At 42.0% G+C, this 19991-nt stretch carries 17 protein-coding genes; 7 read left to right on the forward strand and 10 right to left on the reverse strand.

From position 1 onward, the window contains the following. Positions 1 to 13 precede the first annotated feature (13 nt). Positions 14 to 970, reverse strand: a complete 957-nt coding sequence (locus EUAN_RS01940) for a methyl-accepting chemotaxis protein (protein ID WP_071061082.1) — start codon at positions 968 to 970, stop codon at positions 14 to 16. 133 nt (positions 971 to 1103) lie between these two features. Here EUAN_RS01940 and EUAN_RS01945 point away from each other — a divergent pair, with 133 nt between their 5' ends. Continuing rightward, positions 1104 to 1967 (forward strand): damage-control phosphatase ARMT1 family protein, encoded by an 864-nt coding sequence (locus tag EUAN_RS01945; protein ID WP_071061084.1) that lies wholly within the window; start codon positions 1104 to 1106, stop codon positions 1965 to 1967. Next, the gene (locus EUAN_RS01950) at positions 1964 to 2365 is read left to right on the forward strand and encodes a 23S rRNA (pseudouridine(1915)-N(3))-methyltransferase RlmH (RefSeq protein WP_071061086.1); all 402 of its coding nucleotides are present in this window, start codon (positions 1964 to 1966) and stop codon (positions 2363 to 2365) included. Before EUAN_RS01945 ends, EUAN_RS01950 begins: the two co-directional genes overlap by 4 nt. A gap of 205 nt (positions 2366 to 2570) precedes the next feature. On the opposite strand, the gene EUAN_RS01955 is transcribed toward EUAN_RS01950, so the two are convergent. Next, positions 2571 to 3722, reverse strand: a complete 1152-nt coding sequence (locus tag EUAN_RS01955; RefSeq protein WP_071061088.1) for an HNH endonuclease domain-containing protein — start codon at positions 3720 to 3722, stop codon at positions 2571 to 2573. A gap of 817 nt (positions 3723 to 4539) precedes the next feature. On the opposite strand from EUAN_RS01955, the gene EUAN_RS01960 reads away from it, so the two are divergent. Together EUAN_RS01960 and EUAN_RS01965 are read left to right on the forward strand one after the other, a co-directional pair. Beyond that, entirely contained in the window at positions 4540 to 5769 is a 1230-nt protein-coding gene (locus EUAN_RS01960) for a Fic family protein (RefSeq protein ID WP_071061090.1), read from the forward strand. A 20-nt stretch (positions 5770 to 5789) separates the two neighbouring features. Further along, the gene (locus tag EUAN_RS01965) at positions 5790 to 6488 is read left to right on the forward strand and encodes a lysoplasmalogenase family protein (RefSeq protein ID WP_071061092.1); all 699 of its coding nucleotides are present in this window, start codon (positions 5790 to 5792) and stop codon (positions 6486 to 6488) included. A 72-nt stretch (positions 6489 to 6560) separates the two neighbouring features. On the opposite strand, the gene EUAN_RS01970 is transcribed toward EUAN_RS01965, so the two are convergent. From EUAN_RS01970 to EUAN_RS02000, 7 genes are all read right to left on the reverse strand, one after another. After that, on the reverse strand, positions 6561 to 6929 hold the full coding sequence (locus tag EUAN_RS01970) for a winged helix-turn-helix transcriptional regulator (protein WP_071061095.1): 369 nt from the start codon (positions 6927 to 6929) through the stop codon (positions 6561 to 6563). A 75-nt stretch (positions 6930 to 7004) separates the two neighbouring features. Then, positions 7005 to 9107 carry a diguanylate cyclase domain-containing protein gene (locus EUAN_RS01975; protein WP_071061097.1) on the reverse strand — a complete coding sequence of 701 codons (2103 nt, stop codon included), beginning with the start codon at positions 9105 to 9107 and terminating at the stop codon, positions 7005 to 7007. A gap of 12 nt (positions 9108 to 9119) precedes the next feature. After that, complete coding sequence (locus EUAN_RS01980) at positions 9120 to 10559, reverse strand: extracellular solute-binding protein (protein ID WP_071061234.1); 1440 nt, start codon at positions 10557 to 10559, stop codon at positions 9120 to 9122. Between the two features lie 162 nt (positions 10560 to 10721). Then, positions 10722 to 13226 (reverse strand): PAS domain S-box protein, encoded by a 2505-nt coding sequence (locus tag EUAN_RS01985; protein WP_071061098.1) that lies wholly within the window; start codon positions 13224 to 13226, stop codon positions 10722 to 10724. A gap of 90 nt (positions 13227 to 13316) precedes the next feature. Further along, complete coding sequence (locus EUAN_RS01990; RefSeq protein ID WP_071061100.1) at positions 13317 to 14576, reverse strand: carbohydrate-binding domain-containing protein; 1260 nt, start codon at positions 14574 to 14576, stop codon at positions 13317 to 13319. Between the two features lie 25 nt (positions 14577 to 14601). After that, on the reverse strand, positions 14602 to 15273 hold the full coding sequence (locus EUAN_RS01995) for a DUF4956 domain-containing protein (RefSeq protein ID WP_211266247.1): 672 nt from the start codon (positions 15271 to 15273) through the stop codon (positions 14602 to 14604). Positions 15274 to 15278: 5 nt separating this feature from the next. Next, entirely contained in the window at positions 15279 to 16016 is a 738-nt protein-coding gene (locus EUAN_RS02000) for a polyphosphate polymerase domain-containing protein (RefSeq protein WP_071061102.1), read from the reverse strand. Positions 16017 to 16166: 150 nt separating this feature from the next. Between EUAN_RS02000 and EUAN_RS02005 the strand changes: the two genes are divergently transcribed. Together EUAN_RS02005 and EUAN_RS02010 are read left to right on the forward strand one after the other, a co-directional pair. Continuing rightward, complete coding sequence (locus EUAN_RS02005; RefSeq protein WP_071061104.1) at positions 16167 to 17291, forward strand: DUF4317 domain-containing protein; 1125 nt, start codon at positions 16167 to 16169, stop codon at positions 17289 to 17291. Positions 17292 to 17377: 86 nt separating this feature from the next. Continuing rightward, entirely contained in the window at positions 17378 to 17935 is a 558-nt protein-coding gene (locus EUAN_RS02010; protein WP_071061106.1) for a hemerythrin domain-containing protein, read from the forward strand. Between the two features lie 37 nt (positions 17936 to 17972). Here EUAN_RS02010 and rbr read toward each other — a convergent pair whose 3' ends face one another. After that, positions 17973 to 18512: a rubrerythrin gene (gene rbr / locus EUAN_RS02015; RefSeq protein ID WP_071061107.1), complete on the reverse strand. Its 540-nt coding sequence runs from the start codon at positions 18510 to 18512 to the stop codon at positions 17973 to 17975. Positions 18513 to 18693: 181 nt separating this feature from the next. Here rbr and EUAN_RS02020 point away from each other — a divergent pair, with 181 nt between their 5' ends. Further along, entirely contained in the window at positions 18694 to 19980 is a 1287-nt protein-coding gene (locus EUAN_RS02020; protein WP_071061109.1) for a 3-isopropylmalate dehydratase large subunit, read from the forward strand. The last annotated feature ends 11 nt before the right edge of the window (positions 19981 to 19991 follow it).

A 19991-nucleotide genomic window follows, 5' to 3' on the forward strand; every position in this document is an offset into this window, starting at 1 on the left:
CTTTTTAGTCATCCTATTTTTCCATCAATTTCTTTATTTCTACTAGACCAGAATCCAGACTCTCATCTACTCTGCTGGCTCTCTCCACGTGGTTTATAAGCTTGTCATGTATATCGGATAGAATCTCGTCTGACACATTTGTCTGTTCAAGTATATCCCTTATATAGTCCTTCTGGGTTGATATCGTGTCCACCACATCTTTCACTTCCACCTGAACCTCTTCAAATCCCCTTACTATGTCCTTTATCTTCTCTTTCACAACTTGGCTCATCTCGATTCCTCTCTCTATGGCGTCATTGTTTCTGTCGCTGTTCTCTGATGCCGTTTCCACCTCGTTCTGTATGTTCATCACAAGCTCTTTTATGGTGCTGGTGCTCTCAGTGGTGTTCTCGGCAAGCTTCCTGACCTCTTCTGCCACTATGGCAAACCCTCTGCCGTGCTCTCCAGCTCTGGCCGCCTCTATAGCCGCATTCAGCGCAAGCAGATTCGTCTGGCTGGCTATGTCCGTTATAGTCTCCACTATATCGGTTATCTCTTTCGACCGTTCTCCAAGTTTGGTCATGGACTCTGAAGACTCCTCAGCCTGTGTCTTTAGAGAAGACATCACCCCTAGCAGATTGTCCACAGCTTCTTCACCTTCTACAGACTTCTCCACCGAATCCACCGATATCGATTTCAGCTTTTCGCTCTTGTCTGAAAGCTGCTCTGAAAGCTCGCTAGTCTCGTTGGATATGTTCTTCACCTTCTCCATCATAGACTTTATGTCCTCCGCCAGTCCTGCCAGCTCTCCATGCTGCTGATTCACCAGTCCATGGTTTTGGATTATCTGCACCATATTGCTGTATATATCCTGCATAGAAGACTTTAGAAAGCTGTTCTCCTCTCTAAGCTCCGCTTCCAGTGAACGCTCTCGCTCCAGCCTATCCCTATTTGAAACTTCTTCTCTAGCCTTTTCTTTTCTAAAAAACATATCAATTCCTCCCGGTATAGTTTTGTATTGATATTATACCACTTTTTACATGTATATATAGTTTAGTTTGTTTGAACAAATCTCATTCCATTGTGATAATATTGTCTTAACGACATATTTAGGTGGTGTTTTTTTGAAAGTACAATTAGACTGCGTACACTGCTATTTAAAGCAAGTGGTTTCCACTATGAAAAGAACAGATTTAGATGAAGATACTCAATATCAAATACTCTACAGACTTATGGAAGAGATAAAGGGCTTAGACAATTCAAATACCCCAGCCTATAATTCAAGTGTGATACTTAAAAGTGCTTATGAAATGATAGGGGTGGCCGACCCTTACAAATCGGCAAAGCGAGAGTCGAATGACGCTGCCCTCTCCTTCTATCCAGAACTTTCAGAGCTACTCTCAAGGTCTCAAGACAGACTCAAAGACGCGCTGAAGATAGCTGTAGCTGGAAATGTGATAGACCTTGGAATATACAGGGATTTCGACATAGGTTCAGCCATCTCCCAGGTCATGGACGAAGGCTTTTCTGCGGACTGCTCTGAGCAGTTCAAGTCAGAGCTAGACAGCACAGACAGTGTCCTTATAATAGGCGACAACGCCGGCGAAATAGTGTTCGACAGAATGCTTGTGGAAGAGCTTAGAAGGCTTGGAAAATCTGTGACTTATGTGGTCAAGTCCAGCCCGATCCTAAACGATGCCACTATGGAAGACGCCGAGTACGTCGGAATGACTGATTTGGCAAAAGTTATAGAGACCGGCTCTGGACACCTCGGAGTTTCCATAGACGATATCTCGGACGAATTCAGAAAGGCGCTTGAAAATGCCAGCGTCATAATCTCTAAAGGTCAGGCCAATTTTGAGTCCCTTGAAGGCATTGACTGGATATCTCAAAAGACATTCTTTCTTCTGAAGATAAAATGCGAGGAAGTTGCCTTGGTGTCTGGGCTTAAATTCAACTCCATGGTCTTTTTGAGGAAATCGATATGAACTTCAAAGTGTATGTAGTGTCAAAGAAGATAGAGAAATTCTACCTGGAAGCCGTAGCCGAGTACGAAAAGCGACTAGGTAGATACTGCAAGATAGAGCTTGTACAGGTCAAGAACGAGTCCGCGCTCTTGAAAAAGCTGAGCGATAAATCCTATATGGTGAAGATAAGTAGCTCTAGAGAAAAGCTGTCCTCCGAATCGCTTGCAGAGAAAATAGAGAGTTACGGTCTTTCATCGGTTTCAGATATCTCTCTCGTAATTGGGGATGTGGAGCTAGAATGCCAAGAGCGTTTCTGCATAAGCCCTATGGATATGGACCCCGGGCTGGAAGCCGCTGTGCTGTTCGAGCAGATCTACAGGGGGTATAGGATTATTAATGGTGAACCGTACCATAAATAAAGGAGGCCGATTGGCCTCCTTTATAGTGTTTCTCATACTTCAGATTTTTATTGGTTACATTATTTTTCGTCTTTGTAACAAATCGCCTTAACCACAAATTAACTAAAAGGTATATCTCTCGGAAGTATTTTTTTACAGTTAGGACAAATGTACGGAATCTGTTAATCCCGTTTCTTAATTAGCATCGGTTTTGACAGTATTAAGCCTAACCTTTACACGACCAACTGCTATACCCTTGATTGTTGGCAATTTTATGAAGTGGTGTTATCGTATCTTTTAAAGAGGCAATGAATATTTTTTTTGAATTTTTATCACTTATATCCATATTATAAAGCTCTTTGTTTACATTGAAATAGTCCTCTAAATGATTAGAGGATATTTTATTACTATTCCTCGCTATAGTAAAAGCTCTATATTGGAGTTCACAGAATTCATCATAGTACTCTTTCAAATCAGGTAGATTATTCCCTTTAGAGCTATTAACACATTTAAATGTAGGGATTAAATTCCATAATTCATCGTGTAAAACAAAGCTCCATGGTATAAAATGGTCTATACTTATCTCTCCGTAATTATTAAAATTTGTTTTGTCTAGTAGCTTATTTGTATATATATCTATAATTTGAATCTCACTTCTAATAATCTTCCAGTAATTCTTAGCCTTGGTTAAATCACGCTTAGCTGGAGGGGATATCTTGAAAGGTATTGATGGGGTATTAGGATTTTTACTTTGCAAATAGTAAATAAGCTTATAGTTTAACCACCCTTGAATAATTGCCTGATTATCTTTAATATATTCAGACCAACATTCCCCAAATATAATCTTCTTGTCCTTTTTATCGATTCTATAGAATGGTTTATTATCTGCATTTAGCAACTCTGTAATATAGTCATTAATTTCATAGTCGTTTAATTTTCTGCCGATAAAGCTTTCCCTATTCTTTATATGTTTATCATAAAAAGGGCGTACAAGCCTATAAGGAACATATAGACTTATTTTATTTAATTTTTTATTCAATTCTTTATCTTTACTGTTAAGAACAAAATCATACACATATTCTTCAGTTTCTTCTCTTGATACTTTTAGTCTATCGTTTATATACAATACTATATCACTTATTTTATCTTGAACGCCCAAGTTAAGCTTATAGTATATAACAGGGTGCCAAGCAAGCCCTACCATTCTTGATATAAGTTTCTTAACTGTTGCTTCATTCTTATCTCTAATAACTTCTTTATATATGGAATATAGCCACAATATCTTATAGCTATTAGTAAGGTTCTTCATATCTAACATCTGCTCAAGATATCTACTGTCTACTTTAAGTGATTTTGGTATATTATTTAAATTATTCATTTTTATGCATACCCCTTTTAATAAATCATTATGTGTCATTATCAGATATTGCTGAATATAGGAATATTACATTTTATTGCCAAAGCAGATTTCTCTCCCAAAACAGTTTTCCATATCTTAGATTTTAGCTTATATAGTCCTTATATTGCAAATATATATTCATTACACGACTATATAGAGTCAAATAGCATATATACCTAATAAAAAAGCTTTACTAAAAATATGAGAAAACTCCTAAATGACTATATAAAGTCAATTCTTGAATCATCTATTAGGTACTTAGAGTTTGAGTTATGAGACAGTAGAAATAAGGATTTACATGAAAGATTTATTTCTAAACTAAAACTCACTTTAAAAGATATGCTCTTTAAAGAAACAGAAGCGTGAGTAAAACCAAAAATAGTACTTGATAATGGCATGAAATACGACGAACAAGAGTTGTTAATTGAAGCCACATTATACGTGATGCACGAAAAAAAATAATTGAAGCTCTATTTTTTAACTTAAAGCCTCCTATAGACACAGTACGGAGAACCGTACCACAAATAACGGAGGCCTTTTTGAGGCCTTCTTCGTTTACAATCCTTAAAGTTAAAAAATCGAGACGGTGCAGCACCCTTTCGACAAAACTCCTAAAAGAGTTTTGTTCTATACATAGAAATATTCAACTCCCGCTTTCACAAATTTATAGTGCGAAATTATTACTTCATTTTCCCAAAGTAGTCTTTATTTTTTATAATATAAGCTCTAAAATAATGATATAATTATGTGATAATTTAAAAAAGTCCAGTTTTTTAAAAATAGAAGAGGTGATTTTATGAAATATGAGAAGCTATCCAAGCTATATTACAAATTAGACTCCTCCTATAAAGACGAAGTCGAAAAAAGAAAGTGCGGATATGGAAGCTATCTGACTTCGCTGAAGATTCTGGGTTTTAAGAAAGGAAATGTCACAGATGATTTATTTGAGCTATTCTATGTAAATACTCACGATTTAATGATGCTGCATAGCGAAGTGCTGCTTAACAGCGCCAAGGTCTCATCGCTTATAAGCCAGCTTCCTCCATTTGTAGTGGATTCATATTTTAAAAAGCTAATTGTCAACGAGGCTCAAAGCAGCAATGAAATCGAAGGTGTTAGAAGCACTAAGAAAGAACTGAAAGAAGCGCTTAGTGAGCTGGAAAAAGCTAGCCCTAAAAACAAGAGATTTGTGGGGCTTATGAAGACCTATAGCTATATAGACCGTATAAAGCCGTTTGATAATGTCGAGGACTTCCGAAAGCTATATGATGAATTGGTATCAGATGAAATAGAGTCTGACGATACGCTGGACGGAGAGTTATTCAGGAAAGGATATGTAGAGATAAACAACGGTAATGTCACCACTCATATAGGCTTAAGCTCAGAAGAAAAAATAGTGGAAGCGCTGGGATCACTTGTGCATTACCTAAGCGATATATCTCATCCTGAGCTCTACCGATACATGGTAGCCCACTACTACTATGAGTATATACATCCATTCTATGACGGGAATGGTCGAACTGGGAGACTGATTGTGGGAAGCTATCTGTCTAGATATCTGGAGAAGTATTCAGCTATAACCTTCTCCTATGCTGTGAATAAGGACAAATCAAAATACTATAAATCCCTTGAGGAGATAGCCTTCCCGCTAAACCGTGGCGATATGACCTTCTATCTTATCAGCGTTCTAGAATTGCTCTCAGATGGTCAGGCAGGAGTCATAGAAGACCTTGAACTCAGTCTAATAAAGCTTGAGCGTATAGAAGCCTACTTTAAAAAGGACATCTGGAAGGATCACAACAACGAAAGCATCATGCTGAACTTGATGGTCAGTCTAAGTGTTTTCTTTAAAGAGGGGGCTACTCTGTCACTTCAAGATTTAATGGAGATATCAAATAAATCTAGACATATAGTCAATAAAGCTATGGATTATTTGGTAGATGAAGGTTACGTTGAGGTGATTCGTAAAAAACCTAAAACTTATAGACTTTGCGATGAATGCTTAGAAACTATATTAGGTTCATAACAGACAAAGGAGGCTTTATGTTGAGCAATAGCCAAAGAATACTCTTATCGATCTATATACCTTTTACAATTTTGATACTTTTGTTTGACAGAGCTTTCCCAAATTCGGAAATTGTACAGTACACCAGGTATGTACTTATGGTTTCTCTAGCTCTTTCTACTGCTGTAGTCAAGAAAAGAAAGCCTGAACAGAAAATCATGTCTCTCTCATTTCTTTTTCTAGTCATAGCCGATTTTTTCCTAGTCTTCTCCACCACTATAGACAGCCTAAATATGGACTTGTCTATGTTCGGAATACTTGGCTTTATGCTGGCATATGTCTGCCTGATCTTGGCATACCAGCGAAATTTCAAGCTTGGAAAAGAAGAGCTTTTGGCGGCCGTGCCTGTGGTGGGGATATTCTCTGCCGTATACCTAGATCTTTTTCCGCATCTTGAAGGTATCATGGCGCCCATGGCACTTGTGTTTGGATCTATGCTTAGCTACATGACTTGGACAGCCATATGTACAGTCTTTCGGGGCTATTTTTCCCAAAAGACATCCTATCTTATAGCTATTTCTGGGATTCTTATGTATATATGTGATATAGGTGTGGCCTACTCCCTTTTCCATCCATACTACTCTTCTGTCTATGTGACATGGCTTAAAAATATAGTCTGGGCAGCCTATATTCCAGGCTGGACTCTGCTGGCTTTGGTTATAAACGAAGATTCAAAGTAAAACTTTTTCATGTAAGCTCAAAAGGCTGAAGTTGACTTAAAAGTCTACTTCAGCCTTTAAATATTCCCAATGCTATTTGGGAAGTCCACGTCGATATTTGAACTTGTCCACGAACTTTTTACCCCAGTTGTCCATAGCCTCCAGTATTGGAACTAGCTCTTTTCCCATTGGAGTAAGCGAATACTCGACCATGGGTGGAACTTGAGGGTAAATAGTTTTTTCAACAAGCCCGTTCTTCGTCAAGTCCCTCAGCTGCTGAGTGAGCATCTTCTGGGTTATCTCCGGTATCAGCTTCTTGAACTCATTGAATCTAATCGGCTCATGATTGCTGAGATTCCAAAGTATCAGGGCTTTCCACTTCCCGCTTAGAACTTCTAGCGTGATCTCAATCTCGCATCTGTAGTTGCTGCAACTGACCTTGTTTGATCTATCCTCTGGCATAGTCCAACCTCCTTGTCTAATGAAATTTATAAACTCCATAGCCTCTCTGCTCGTCATAGATAATCTATTTTTCTTTTACATATCCTCTGTCCAAGAGCCTTTTCTCTTTGACTTGGATTCATACAGCGCCTCATCAGCCCTGTGCAGCAATTCATCATAGTTCCCTGGCCAGCTTTCAATCCAGACTAGGCCCCCCGAGATGCCCAGTGAACGGATTGCTCCGTCTGGAAACTTAAGTGGCAAGTCTTTAAGCCGACTGTAGAACATATCCATGCACTCTCTGACTTCAAGCTTACTATCGAATCCATGTAGGAGGAGTACGAACTCATCTCCGGACCTTCTTCCAAGAAGCATCTTGTCTCTATCAGCTATATTTTTAAGCTGATTCACTCCCTCTACTATATAGTAGTCTCCCCATTTATGTCCGTAAGTATCGTTTACAGATTTTAAATTGTCCAGGTCGAACATAACAAGCGCTGTAGCCTTTAGATCTGTACTGTCTAGTATACTTTCCATATAGCTTTTAAAAGCCTTTCTATTGAGCAGTTTTGTCAGAGGATCTATATCCCTTTCTTTTAGAATCTCCAGCTTCTCCTCCATCTCCTCTGTAACGTCTTCAGCCACGCCTATTACAGTTGTCTCTGTTTCTGTCGTATTTAGCTTGACCCACTTCCTGGGCATTCCCTCTATCCTGTAGACGTCTTCCTCGTCTTTTTCAGGGTGCTCCATTATCTCTTTTATTTTATTCTGAAACGCTTCTCTATCTGTTGAGTCCAGCCCAAGAATTCTCGGAAGCTTCTCGGTCACAAAGACAGTTCCAGAGTTGCTCTTGATTTCAAATGCACCTATAGGCATGTCTAGAAGGTCTATTATCCTTGAAAGCCTCGAGGCCGACTCAATGCGTTCATTGTTCGACTCCTCCATAGCTTTCGCAAGCTCATCCACTTCAAAAAGTCCTGTAGCCCTAAGCTTCAACTTTTCGTCTCTCTTTCTCGAGCGGAAGTCTTCCGACAGTTCAAGAATCGGCTTGGAAGCTCTATAGCTGAAAAAAGCTCCGCCTACTGTACCCAGTGCAAGCGCAACCCCAAATGAAAACCATAGCAGTTTCTGGATATACTGGACATGGGAGAGCAGATTGTCTTCCTTTGCAAATCCAGCTATATACCAGTGCTCTGACTCAAACGGGGTGTTTGGCTGGTAAAGCTTAAACTCTTCTACACTTGCATATATATCTTCTTTGCCACTGTAGCTATCCACTTCGTATAGACCGAACTGTTCGTTCTTTTCGATAAGCGAAAGCCCGTCTTCTTTGTCTATGAGCCTCTTCTGGAATGACCCCACTGTAACTTTTGGTTCCATATCTCTGTCGCTTTCTTCTCTGTTTAGAATCATATAGCCTAGAGAATCTTTTTCCTGTATCTCTGTCGAAGGTATCATATTGGCCAAGTAGTTAAGCGTCAGTTCTACTCCTATGACGCCTCTGAAGCTGTTTTTCGAGTCGAATATAGGCATGCTGTATGTCATGACCTCCAGGTCTTTTTCAGACATCTTAAACGGCTCGCTCCAATACCCCATAAGTTTTGAGTCGTATGAAATATCCGACTGCCCAAATCCTATCTGGTACGGCTTCATAAAGAAATCCCTGTTTGTATCGGTAAGCATAAAGTCATAGCTCCACGTCCTGTCCAAGGGGGCTTTAAGCTCCTTCGCCACTTCTGAAGGCCCCACTACCATGTAAAGGTCGCTATATGAATAGTTATTGGTCTGAGGATCGTAATCCCTGATGTGAAGCGCTGGGTAGCTTTCTTTGCTCATATCGTCTGCCAAAATCAAGTAGACTCCCGTAGTCTGTGTAGTCCGAAGCATATCTACAATGTCCTTGGATACACTTTTGAGCAGCTCTTGATCCGAACTGTAGTCTTCTGAGAGTTTAAGTGATATTTGATTTATAAAAGGGTCTATATTTGTCCAGCGATTTTTCATCTCCAGCTCTAGATATGACTTTCTCTCTTCAACTCTATTGTTGAAGTTTTCATAGGCATTCAGTCTCGTCTCCTCTAGAACTCCTCCAAGTATAAGCACAGCCATAAGCAGCGTAGACTGCATAACAACTATCCCAGCACCAAAAGTTGTAAGCTTGAACAGCAGAGAGTTCTTGTGCCTAAATATTTTTTTCATCTTTATACACCCTTACTTTTTTATTGTCTTGTTTATCTGTTCTCTTAAGGAACTATACCACGTTTCAAAGCTCTCGTCACTAGACAAGCTCTCTATAATCTGCTCTCTCAGCTGTCCTTCGGCTTCCCTCTCCTTAATCAACTCCAAGTCACGCCTAACCCTGTCTATGAGGTGAGATTCCAGTATGGTCTTGGCCTCATAGCTTTTTTCAAACGGCTTGGAGTTGTAGAAGCTGTAGTCTTTTAACATTTCTTTTGTAGTTATAATCGAAGCTTTTACCGCCGGACTAGCTATTTCTGCTGATTCCAGTGCCTCTATCAACACCTCTTCTTTCAACGCTTCATTTTTTACAGGAAAATACCCTGTTGATATCGCAAAGTTTACATTTCTTTCTGTATCCGTAAACCACCTTAAAAACTCTGCTGATGCATATTCATGAGCCCTGTCGCTTTTAACTATGCACATTCCTGCACCTCTTTGGACTGCATACTTTTTTCCATCTTCAAAATAAGGATAAGGAAGTATCATAGGTTCTATAGGCACTACATCCCCCTGATCAAGAGTCACCTCTTCTGGGAAATAAGATGCTCCTCCTGTAGAGCCTGTATAAGCTATCGACGTTCCCGTCCTGACATCGTCTGAGCTAAAGCGTCCAGTCTTTACGAAATGCCCCTTTATATATGGGACATAGTAGTTTTGCCATATCTTTTTAGCTATCTCCTTGGACAGTGCAAACTCTGCTGTTCCGTCTTCACTGTAGTCGAACATCTCTCCTCCAAGCTGGACTGACGACTGAATCATATAGTTCACATTTTCATTTATTCCAAAAAAACCTTCTCCAGTTTCTTTGTAGTATGCTTCGGCTACTTCAACTAGGCCTTCCCAGGTTTGCAGATCCGACGGCTGAAATCCATTTTTTTCAGCAAATTCATCCCACAACGTCTTGTTTACGTAGAGGTTTTCAGTCGACTTTGCGACAGGCATTATATAGACCTTGCCGTCTGATGCAATCTTCCCCTCCTCTAAAAACTCTTCTCTGTACTCTGACAATTCTTCCTCGCTAAAATATTCGTCAAGGCTTACAAGCTCTTTTACGTTCTTGACTTGAAAAGCGCTCTCTGGATATGCCGCAAATATGTCCGGCATCAAAGATGCTCCCATAGACCCATTTGCTGCATTGAGCACCTCTATATCCAACTGCTCTGCATCTGCTTGACTCTTGGCATCTATAACTATTCCCTTTTCCATTCCCACAGTCTCGTTAAACTCCGCAACTGCTGTATCAAACTTCTCTTTTATATACCCGTTGTAATAATGCCATACAGTTACTGTTATAGGCTTGTCGGGGTCTAGCAGATCAGCCTCTTTGTCGGTGCTAGAGCATCCCGTGACCATAAGCAGTACAGTGGCTATAATCAGCGCTACCCCTATAAAATATCTATGCTTCTTCATCTTTCCCATCCTTCCATAGTGTAATCTTATAGTTTATACCCCCTATACTCTCTTTTATACATTCAGATAGTCCTTTGGACCTAAAACAAAAAGGGAATTGGATATAAATATATCCAATTCCCATCTGAAATCTAGCCACTTAGTTATTCTGTTTTCAAAACCCTACTTTGCTCTCTGCTTTTTCAACACTTTGTCTATAAATACCCTTGTCAGCTCAGAGTCAAATTGTGTCCCCATATTCCTCTCTAGCTCGTCTATGGCTTCTTGTCTGTTCAGCTTATGCTTGTAAACTCTCTCGTTAGTCATAGCGCTATAGGCATCCACTATTGTCAACATTCTGGACTCCAGCGGTATTTTTTCTCCCTTCAGTCTGTTAGGGTAACCATTTCCATCTATTCTTTCGTGATGACTTAGAACGTATTCGGCTATAGGAGCTAGGTGCGTCACAGACCTCAGTATCTGGTAACCCACTTCTGGGTGTCTTCTGATTTCCTCTATTTCTCTTTCACTTAAACTGTCGCTTTTATTCAAAGTGCTGGAGTCTAGGACTATTAACCCTATGTCGTGGACTTTTCCTATCATCCTTAACTGCTCCACTTTTTCAGCGTCAAAGCCCATAGCTTCTCCGAACTTCCCCATGATCTCACTCACATCTTTTGAGTGCTTCCTTCCAGTTATATCGGTCTCAAAAAACTTGGCTATGACTTTTCCTAAAGTCTTTTTTCTCATAGCTGGACTTTCACTTAGCTTTCTCTTGTACATCCCGTCTTCCGCCCGCTTAAGTGCCTTTTCCACATTCTCGTTTATGTTTGTTTTAGTTCCACATCCGGCCGAAAGCGACACGACTATATGGTTTATGTCCTCTTTTTTAGCTTCCATGTAGATTCTTCCTACAAAAGATTTAGCCTCCCTTTCATATGTGTTAGGGAGTATCACCGCAAACTCGTCTCCCCCAACTCTAGAGATTATGTCGTCAGCTCTGCAGGCTCGCTTTAGAGTCTCTGATATCCTTTTTAAAAGCTGGTCTCCCGCTTTATGTCCAAAGGCATCGTTTGTAAGCTTAAGTCCATTTACGTCTATCATTATCAGGCTAAGAGGCAGATTCCTGGAGTGATCTAGTCGCTTTAGCTCTTCTTCAAAAAAGCGGCGATTGTAGAGTCCTGTCAATTGATCGTGGTAGCTAAGGTACTCCACCTTTTCTTGCTTCTCCTTTTGGGCGGAGATGTCTCTGAAAACTATGATAGTCCCCTCTGCACACTTATCTGTCTTGGGCATATTGTTTAGCCTGTATTCAACCACATATTCCCGGCCATTTTTCGACTTCAGTAAGCCTTCCCTCAGCTCTCCAAACTCCTCGGGGCTACATAAGTTCAAGTCTACTATTCTGTCACTCTCCTCTAGGCTGTAAAGCTCGAGTACATCGCCAAGCAGCTTGCCTTCTGCACCTGAACCTTCGCATCCAAGCAAGCGCTTTGCTACCTTGTTTATCACCCTCACCCTGTTGTCGCTCCCTATCGATAGCACACCATCTCCTATCGAAAGCAACATTCTCCTCAAAAACTCTTTCTCAGCTTCGAGCCTGGTCTCTAGATTTATTCTATCGGTTATATCCCTCGCCGCTGCATATATATATCCGTTTTCAAAGTTGGACCGCCACTCTATATACCTATACAATCCATCTTTCGAACGGTATCTGTTCACAAATCCCTTTATGCTGCTGCCGTAGCTTAGTTTTTCAGTGGCTTTCAAAGTCCCCTCTAGGTCTTCTGGGTGGATATAGTCAAAGAACAGACTGCCCTCAATCTCCTCTCTTGAGTATCCAAGTATTTCCTCCCACTCTCTGTTGACTTTTATAAATCGACCTTCCAAGTCCGCTATACAGAGCAGATCTAAGTTGACTTCAAAAAAACCCTCTAGTTCAGCTTGAGACTTCAAAAGATCTTCTCTCAGATTCTTTTCCTCGGTTATGTCGTGTACGCTTATGACAAATTTTAAGGCTTTGTCATATGATATGCCCTTTATTTCCGCATAAAACCATCTATCATCGCCTTCCACTATCGACTTATATACAAGCGATTCCTTCTTTCCACTTGATTTCGCTTTTTCCAGTGTATTTAAAACACTTTCGCCTAGTTCATCCCCGAGAAGTTCGTCCACCCTTTTGCCTATTATGTTTCCCTTTGTAGCAAATAAACTCCTCTCGTCTTCTACCAATACGTCAGTGTATATATAGTTTTCATCTAGTTCGATGACTATGTCGCTTGACGCCATAAGGAGTCTTAGCTTTTCTTCTACCTCTTTTTTCTCATTGGTTATATCAGTTATATAGGTTATAAACTCTCCATGCCTAGGCGATTCCGTCTTCACCCTATAGTGCCTTCCAAGCGGCTTAGAATATTGTTCCACCTCTTTTGCCCTTCCCGACAGGGCAACTTCACCATAGAACTCTATCCAGTTGAAATCGGAGTTTATTATATCCGGCAGAATCTCGGTTATCTTCTTCCCGATTATATCTTCCCTTTTTAGTCCAGTCTGCTCTTCAAATGACCTGTTTACTTCAATATACTGATAGTCTATCGGCCTGTTTTCTTCATCAAGTATAATTCTATGGCGAGCATATCCTATTGGCATATCATCTATAATCTTTCTGTAGCTCAGTTCGTCCATACCTTTCCTCCCAATCAGAGTTAATTATAGCCCAGTTTTAGATTTATACCCAGGATATGCCCTCTTATCCATACAATCAGTTCTTTAGTCCTATCTGTTTTCCATGACCTTGCCGTCCGGCATCTCGCCACCTGGGAATTCTCCCGGCATAGGCCTCTCTCCTCCAGGACCCATTTTCCGTTGAACATCCCCTACATTTGTAACCGTGTTCTCCAAGGTGAAGCTTTCCGCCATCACTTCGCCCTCAATCTCTCCGCCTATGCTTAGTTCGTGGAAGCTCTCTCCACCTGCAACTTCAGCTGTGCTGAACAAATTGTAAGTCGATCCTTTCTCCAGGCTAGGTGTACTTATCAGCACGCTGCTGTACTCCTTGTCACTGTTGAAAGTGAGTATTTCCTTGCCATCTTCGGAGGAAAGCCTAAGCAATTCGCTTTTCTTGATTCCCCCTAGTATTACGGAGTTCTGCACGGATGTCGCCTCGCTTGGGACACTGTTGTCCCCTCCAGCAGCAAGCACAGTTCCGCCGTTTATGTTGAATTCATTCTGGTCCGAATCTATTCCGGCCTCAGGCATACCCGCCCCTGTAGCCACCACTGTCCCGCCGTTTATGTTTATAGTCCCGTTTGAGTCTATGCCGTCTCCGTTGGTGGCAGCAGAGTATACCTCTCCTCCGTTTATAGTTATGTCTTCTGCGGCGTTTATCCCGTCATCGCTTGCTGATACATTAAGGCTCCCTCCGTTTATCTCTATAGAGGCTTTGCTCTCAAGCCCCTCCTCGGATTTTGAGACGTCTATGCTTCCTCCGTTTACAGTGAGAGTGCTGTTCGCCTTTATTCCGTTGTTCAGAGCCGAAATGCTGATATTGGAGCTGTTCACCGTTACGTCGTCGTCGCTTTCTATTCCATTTCCGCTGACACCTTCTATGTCAAGCTTTCCATCGCCCTCAAACACCAAGCTGTCGTTTGAAAAAACTGTCGCATTCAGCTGACTGCTTCCTCCATCTGACAGCTTGTTCTCGGTTCCCGCTTTTGCGCTTATGGTGACCTTCGCTGCGCTGTCCACCTGTATCGCAGGACCTTCGCTGTTTGTTATATCCACCCCATCTAGCTCTATAAACACCTCTTCATCTGTGTCCACTTTAAGCTGTCCGTCGCTTAAATCCCCACTTACAGTATAGCTGCCTCCATCTACTATGTCCGTTGGCTGACCCTCCGATAGATCTATATCTGTAGAGCTTACATCTGCTGCATTTGAGCTTTCAGTCTCTTTGGATTCTCCGTTTTGAGCGCATGACGCCAGTGAAATGGAAAGCGCCATAAGCGACACAGCTTTTACAAATTTTCTTTTCAATTCTCTCACCTTCTCTTTCTCGATTTTATCTGAATTCCCTCTGCGTAAGGGCTATGCTTAGGTTTCCATTCAGACACCTCAGCTCGTCTATGAAATTCTTCTGGTCCGACTCTTCTTTCATATTCACTATGTAGGTGAGCTCGAATAGATTTCCAAATTCAGTTGTCTTTGTCTGGCTCAGCACATACTTAGCTGTATACTTGTTTAATGTCTCGTCGAACACTCCCCTGTAGTTGAGGTTCTCCGGCACTGTTATCTTGAGCTTCATGGAGCTGTCTTTATGGGCTCCGTAGTCTGTTATGCCAAGCAGCACCATAATCAAGCAGAGTATCGCGGCGAATATGGCCGCATAAAGTATATATCCCATTCCGCACGCCAGCCCGACTCCCAGTGTAAAGAACACATAGGCTATATCCTTAGGGTCTCCCGGTGCGCTCCTAAACCTTATAAGGCTGAATGCTCCTGCAAGGCTGAATGCCCTGGCTATATTGCTTCCCACAAGCAGAATTATCATGGCTATTATGGCTGGTAACATTATCATAGTGACGGCAAAATTTCCTGAATAGTCCCCATCTCTATATGTCTTCATATAGACCAAGCTTATTGCAAGGCCCAGTACAAGCCCCGATATGACTACTGTCATCACGCTTGAAAGCGTAAAAGAGTCAGCCACCGACGCTGAAAGCAGTTCTTCCAATTTGATCACATCCTCTCTAGATTTCTTGTGCTCTTGTTGCAGTATCTCTTGAATTCATTCCCATACTTGGAGAACTTGGTGTTGTAAACTTCAAGCTCTGAAAGCATCTTAGACAGCCACAGCGGGCTTGAATCTGAAAACTTGACCTCCATAAGACGCTTGCCGTCAGGAATTAAAAGCTCGTCACAATCCGATGTGCTCAGGTCCAGATCTTTTCTCCTTGTGGCTATCCTGCTGTCGAATGTCACTCTCAAGTTGCTGTCCTCTCTTCCGAAGTAGGCTACTCTTTCATAGCCAATAAATACCTTTGGCTTCAAGCTATGCCTCTTCAGAAGATACGCTATCTCGTCCACTATCTGCCTGTCCATGCAGCCTTCAGCTCTCGGAAGCTTCCCCTGGCCTATGAACAGCTCTGCGTCTCTTAGCTTTAGCGAAATCCTTCGCTTAGACACCACGCCCCCTATTTTCTTCTTGATCTCCATATATACGTGTTCATCGCTCGAACTTATCTCAGAGTAGCTTCTGAGCCTCAGCTTCTCCTTGTAGTATGGGCTCGATATCGAGTGCCTTATCAGCTCGTCTTGGTCGGTATCGTAGTAGACATTGTATATGTAGTAGCCACGCTTGCTTCCAGAGTGACCGTCCAGGTACATATGCTCCAAGAGCCTCTCTTTCATTTCCTCAAACACAGCTTCCTCTAGAAGGTACTTGCGCTCCCTTCGCTTGAATATCTGTATCGCCAACTTGATCCCCCTCTCTCTTTGACATATATGCATTCTAGCCCTCGAATGTGTAGGCTGTATGAACGTAGCGCGAACCTTTTGTGAATATGTATGACTTGTCCTAGAAAATTTCTTGAAATAAATATATAATTGTATCTGGAAGGTGATATTTTGAAAAAAAGCGAAGTAAATGAAATAAGAAAGCAGTTTGATCATGACAGATGCACTATCTCTAGAATATGTGGGTGCTATATAGATGGCGAGAAGAGTATAAAGACGGTCTTTACAGACTCGTTTCTGACGCTTCCGGAAGAAGAGACCTTTAAGTACTTCGAGATATTCAAGAAGACTCTCTCAGGGACTGTGGGCAAGAATCTGCTAGACATAGACTTCCCAAGGGACGACAGCTTTGAAAACAGCCAAAACGATTTTTTGATCCAACTTAAAAACAGCGAGCTGCGGGATGACAAGCTGAATATGAGGCTTTACGAGGAGGTCATAAAGTCCTTTAACTACGCCGGAAACTACCTTGTGCTGCTGGTGTATATGGCCTATGACGTTCCTGGAATCAGCAACGACAACCTAACGCTTGAGGATGCCTCTGACGAGGTCTATAAATGTGTGCTCTGCTCTATATGCCCTGTGGAGCTTTCGAAAGCTGGCTTAAGCTATCAGCCTGATGAAAACAAAATTTCTCACAGAAAGCAGGACTGGGTTGTGGGCATGCCGCTCAACGGCTTTCTATTCCCGGCCTTTAACGAGCGAAGCGCCGATGTAAACAGCATTCTCTACTACTCTAAGAATCCGAAAGTCCTTCAGGATGAGCTTATAGAAAACCTGCTTGGATGTGAAGCCCCTCTGACTGCGGAGCTTCAGAAAGACGTATTCACCGACATAATAGCGGAGACTCTAGGGGATGACTGCGACTACGAAACGGTCAGGAGTATAAATGAAAAGCTTGGGCAGATGGTAGAGGAGAGCAAAGAAGAGCTCAGACCTCCTACTATAGATGTAGCCGAGCTTAAATCCGTGCTTGTAGAGAGCGGCGTATCTGGCGAAAAAATAGAGTCTCTAGACCAGAAGTGCAGCGAGAACCAAGAGCTTGCAAAGCGGGAGCTTCATCTGTCTAATTTGGTGAACACCAGAAGCTTTGAAGTCAGCACGCCTAGCATCTCTATAAAGGTCGACCCCGACTCCACTCACCTCTTAGAGACGAAGCTGGTGGACGGAAGAAAGTCGATAGTCATACCTATCACTGATGAAGTCGAAGTGAATGGAGTTCCTGTGAAAATTTGATTTTGTGATTACAATCATATCTCTATCTAGAGTCTCCCTATATAATTGTGTTATGGAAAATACATTTAGATAAGGACGGGATGAGAATGAACTCTATAGATATACTTAAACAGGAACATGTTGTTATAAAGAAGGCGCTGGCTGTGATAAGGGCCATCTGCCTTGATCTGACCAAGGGGGCTTCAGTTCCCTACGAGGACATGTACAGCATAATCGACTTCGTGCGAAACTACGCAGACAAGTACCACCATGCAAAGGAAGAGGACATGCTCTTTTTAGATATGAATGCGGAGCTTAAAGACAAGATCGGGGAAGGCCCTGTACAGGGCATGCTTATAGAGCATAACTTTGGAAGAGGCTATATGATGGACTTGGAAGCGGCCCTAAAAGCCCATAGCGAAGGAGACTATGAAAGCATACTGGACATAATCGCAAATGCCATGGGCTATGCAAACCTTCTTTCAAAACATATACACAAAGAAGACAATGTCATCTACACTTTTGCTGAAAAGAACCTCGCCAAAGAAACCCTTGGAAAACTGGACAGCCAGTTCGAGGAGATTGAAAGCAGCCCTGAGAGCATAGCTCAGAGAGAGAAGTATCTGGGGCTTGTAGACGCCCTTGAGTCCAAATACCTGGCTTAAAATTTAAAACTCCGATGGAATCCATCGGAGTTTTCTGCTACTTGTAGCTACAGTTTTTAACTTCAAAATAGGCTTGGGGATGGTCGCAAACAGGACATCTCTCAAGCGCCTCTTTCGACTCGTAAGTATGCCCGCAGTTTTGGCATATCCATGTTACACTCTCCTGCTTCTCAAATATCTTGTTCTGCTTCAGATTTTCAAGAAGCTCTAGATACCTCTGCTCGTGCTCTTTCTCTATTCTGCCTACGCTCTCAAACAGAAAAGCAATCGTTGCAAAGCCCTCTTCCCTTGCTTCTTTCGCAAAGTCGTCGTACATGCTGGTCCACTCGTAGTTCTCCCCGCCTGCGGCTTCCTTCAAGTTCTCCTCAGTGGAGCTCACCCCGTCGTTCAGCAGCTTGTACCATATCTTGGCATGCTCCTTCTCGTTTCTGGCAGTCTCTTCGAATATGTCCGCTATCTGGTTGTAGCCCTCTTTTCTGGCCTGCGATGCAAAGTAGGTATATTTATTCCTGGCCTGTGACTCCCCTGCGAATGCAGACTGTAGATTCTTTTCTGTTTTAGTTCCCTTTAGATCCATATTTTATACTCCCTTTCACTCTGAATTTTACATGATATCAATTTAAGATTACATATATATAGGTATCATTATACCCTTTTTAGCTGGTCGAAAATCAAAAATCCAAGTTTGCATAAATACTCGATATGTTTGCCATAATAGAGTATAATATATTTAATCTAAAGAAAGAAGGAGATGTACCATGGGGAAAACATTAGCTGAGAAAATATTTGACGCGCACAGGATAGATATGCCTTTTCCTGATACGCATGTACTGAAACTAGACAGAGTTTTCTGTCATGAAATCACTACACCTATAGCGATTACAGACCTTATGTCTAGAGGGATGGACAAGGTATTCGACCCTACTAAGATAAAGGCCGTTATAGACCACGTAACTCCTGCAAAGGACTCTAAGACTGCAGAGCAGGGAAAAATACTTCGTGACTGGGCTAGAAGACACGGAATAAAAGACTTCTTTGACATCGGAAGAAACGGTGTATGCCACGCCATATTCCCTGAAAAAGGATTCGTAAGACCAGGATACACTATAATAATGGGCGACTCCCACACTTGTACTCACGGAGCTTTCGGAGCTTTCGCGGCAGGTGTCGGAACTACTGACCTTGAAGTTGGAATCCTTAAAGGAGTATGCGCATTCCGTGCTCCTAAGACTATCAAGATAGTTTTAAACGGAACGCCTAAGCCAGGTGTATTCGCAAAAGACATAATCCTGTTTATAATCAAAGAGCTCACAGTAAACGGCGCTACAAACAAGGTAATAGAGTTTACAGGACCTGTTGTGGACGAAATGTCTATGGAAGCCCGTATGACTCTATGCAATATGGCTATAGAAGCCGGCGGAACTAGCGGAGTTTGCTATCCTGACATGACTACTGTGGAATACCTTTGGGATTTCATAAAAGACGAGTTCAGCTCTAAAGAGGAAGCTCTAGCGGAGTACTCTAAGTGGATATCAGACGAAGACGCTTCTTACGACGAAGTGCGTGAGTACAACGTATCTGACCTTGAGCCTATGGTGACTTTCGGATTCAAGCCTGACCAGGTGAAGCCTGTTCGTGAACTTGAAGGCGAAAGAGTTGACCAGGTGTATATAGGAAGCTGTACAAACGGACGTATAGAAGACCTTAGAGCTGCTGCGGCTGTGCTTAAAGGCAAGAAGATAAGCGACTGCGTGCGTGGAATAGTGAGTCCTGCTACGCCTGAGATATACTCTATAGCTCTAAAAGAAGGCATAATAGAGATATTCCAAGAGGCCGGCTTCTGCGTTACAAACCCTACTTGTGGAGCTTGTCTTGGAATGAGCAACGGTATACTTGCAGAAGGCGAAGTCTGCGCTTCTACTACAAACCGTAACTTCAACGGAAGAATGGGTAAAGGTGGAATGGTTCACCTTATGAGTCCTGCGACTGCTGCAGCCTCTGCTATTGCAGGAAAAATAACTAATTCAGAACTATACAAAGGCTAGAATTGGGGGAA

The organism is Andreesenia angusta (genome assembly GCF_001855385.1).
GTDB lineage: Bacteria > Bacillota > Clostridia > Tissierellales > Gottschalkiaceae > Andreesenia > Andreesenia angusta.

What these genes read in the sequence shown, in the direction of transcription:
- EUAN_RS01940 (WP_071061082.1), bottom strand. Translation starts at nt 970, where the DNA reads ATGTTTTTTAGAAAAGAAAAGGCTAGAGAAGAAGTTTCAAATAGGGAT.
- EUAN_RS01950 (WP_071061086.1), top strand. Translation starts at nt 1,964, where the DNA reads ATGAACTTCAAAGTGTATGTAGTGTCAAAGAAGATAGAGAAATTCTAC.
- EUAN_RS01955 (WP_071061088.1), bottom strand. Translation starts at nt 3,722, where the DNA reads ATGAATAATTTAAATAATATACCAAAATCACTTAAAGTAGACAGTAGA.
- EUAN_RS01960 (WP_071061090.1), top strand. Translation starts at nt 4,540, where the DNA reads ATGAAATATGAGAAGCTATCCAAGCTATATTACAAATTAGACTCCTCC.
- EUAN_RS01970 (WP_071061095.1), bottom strand. Translation starts at nt 6,929, where the DNA reads ATGCCAGAGGATAGATCAAACAAGGTCAGTTGCAGCAACTACAGATGC.
- EUAN_RS01975 (WP_071061097.1), bottom strand. Translation starts at nt 9,107, where the DNA reads ATGAAAAAAATATTTAGGCACAAGAACTCTCTGCTGTTCAAGCTTACA.
- EUAN_RS01980 (WP_071061234.1), bottom strand. Translation starts at nt 10,559, where the DNA reads ATGAAGAAGCATAGATATTTTATAGGGGTAGCGCTGATTATAGCCACT.
- EUAN_RS01985 (WP_071061098.1), bottom strand. Translation starts at nt 13,226, where the DNA reads ATGGACGAACTGAGCTACAGAAAGATTATAGATGATATGCCAATAGGA.
- EUAN_RS02010 (WP_071061106.1), top strand. Translation starts at nt 17,378, where the DNA reads ATGAACTCTATAGATATACTTAAACAGGAACATGTTGTTATAAAGAAG.
- rbr (WP_071061107.1), bottom strand. Translation starts at nt 18,512, where the DNA reads ATGGATCTAAAGGGAACTAAAACAGAAAAGAATCTACAGTCTGCATTC.
- EUAN_RS02020 (WP_071061109.1), top strand. Translation starts at nt 18,694, where the DNA reads ATGGGGAAAACATTAGCTGAGAAAATATTTGACGCGCACAGGATAGAT.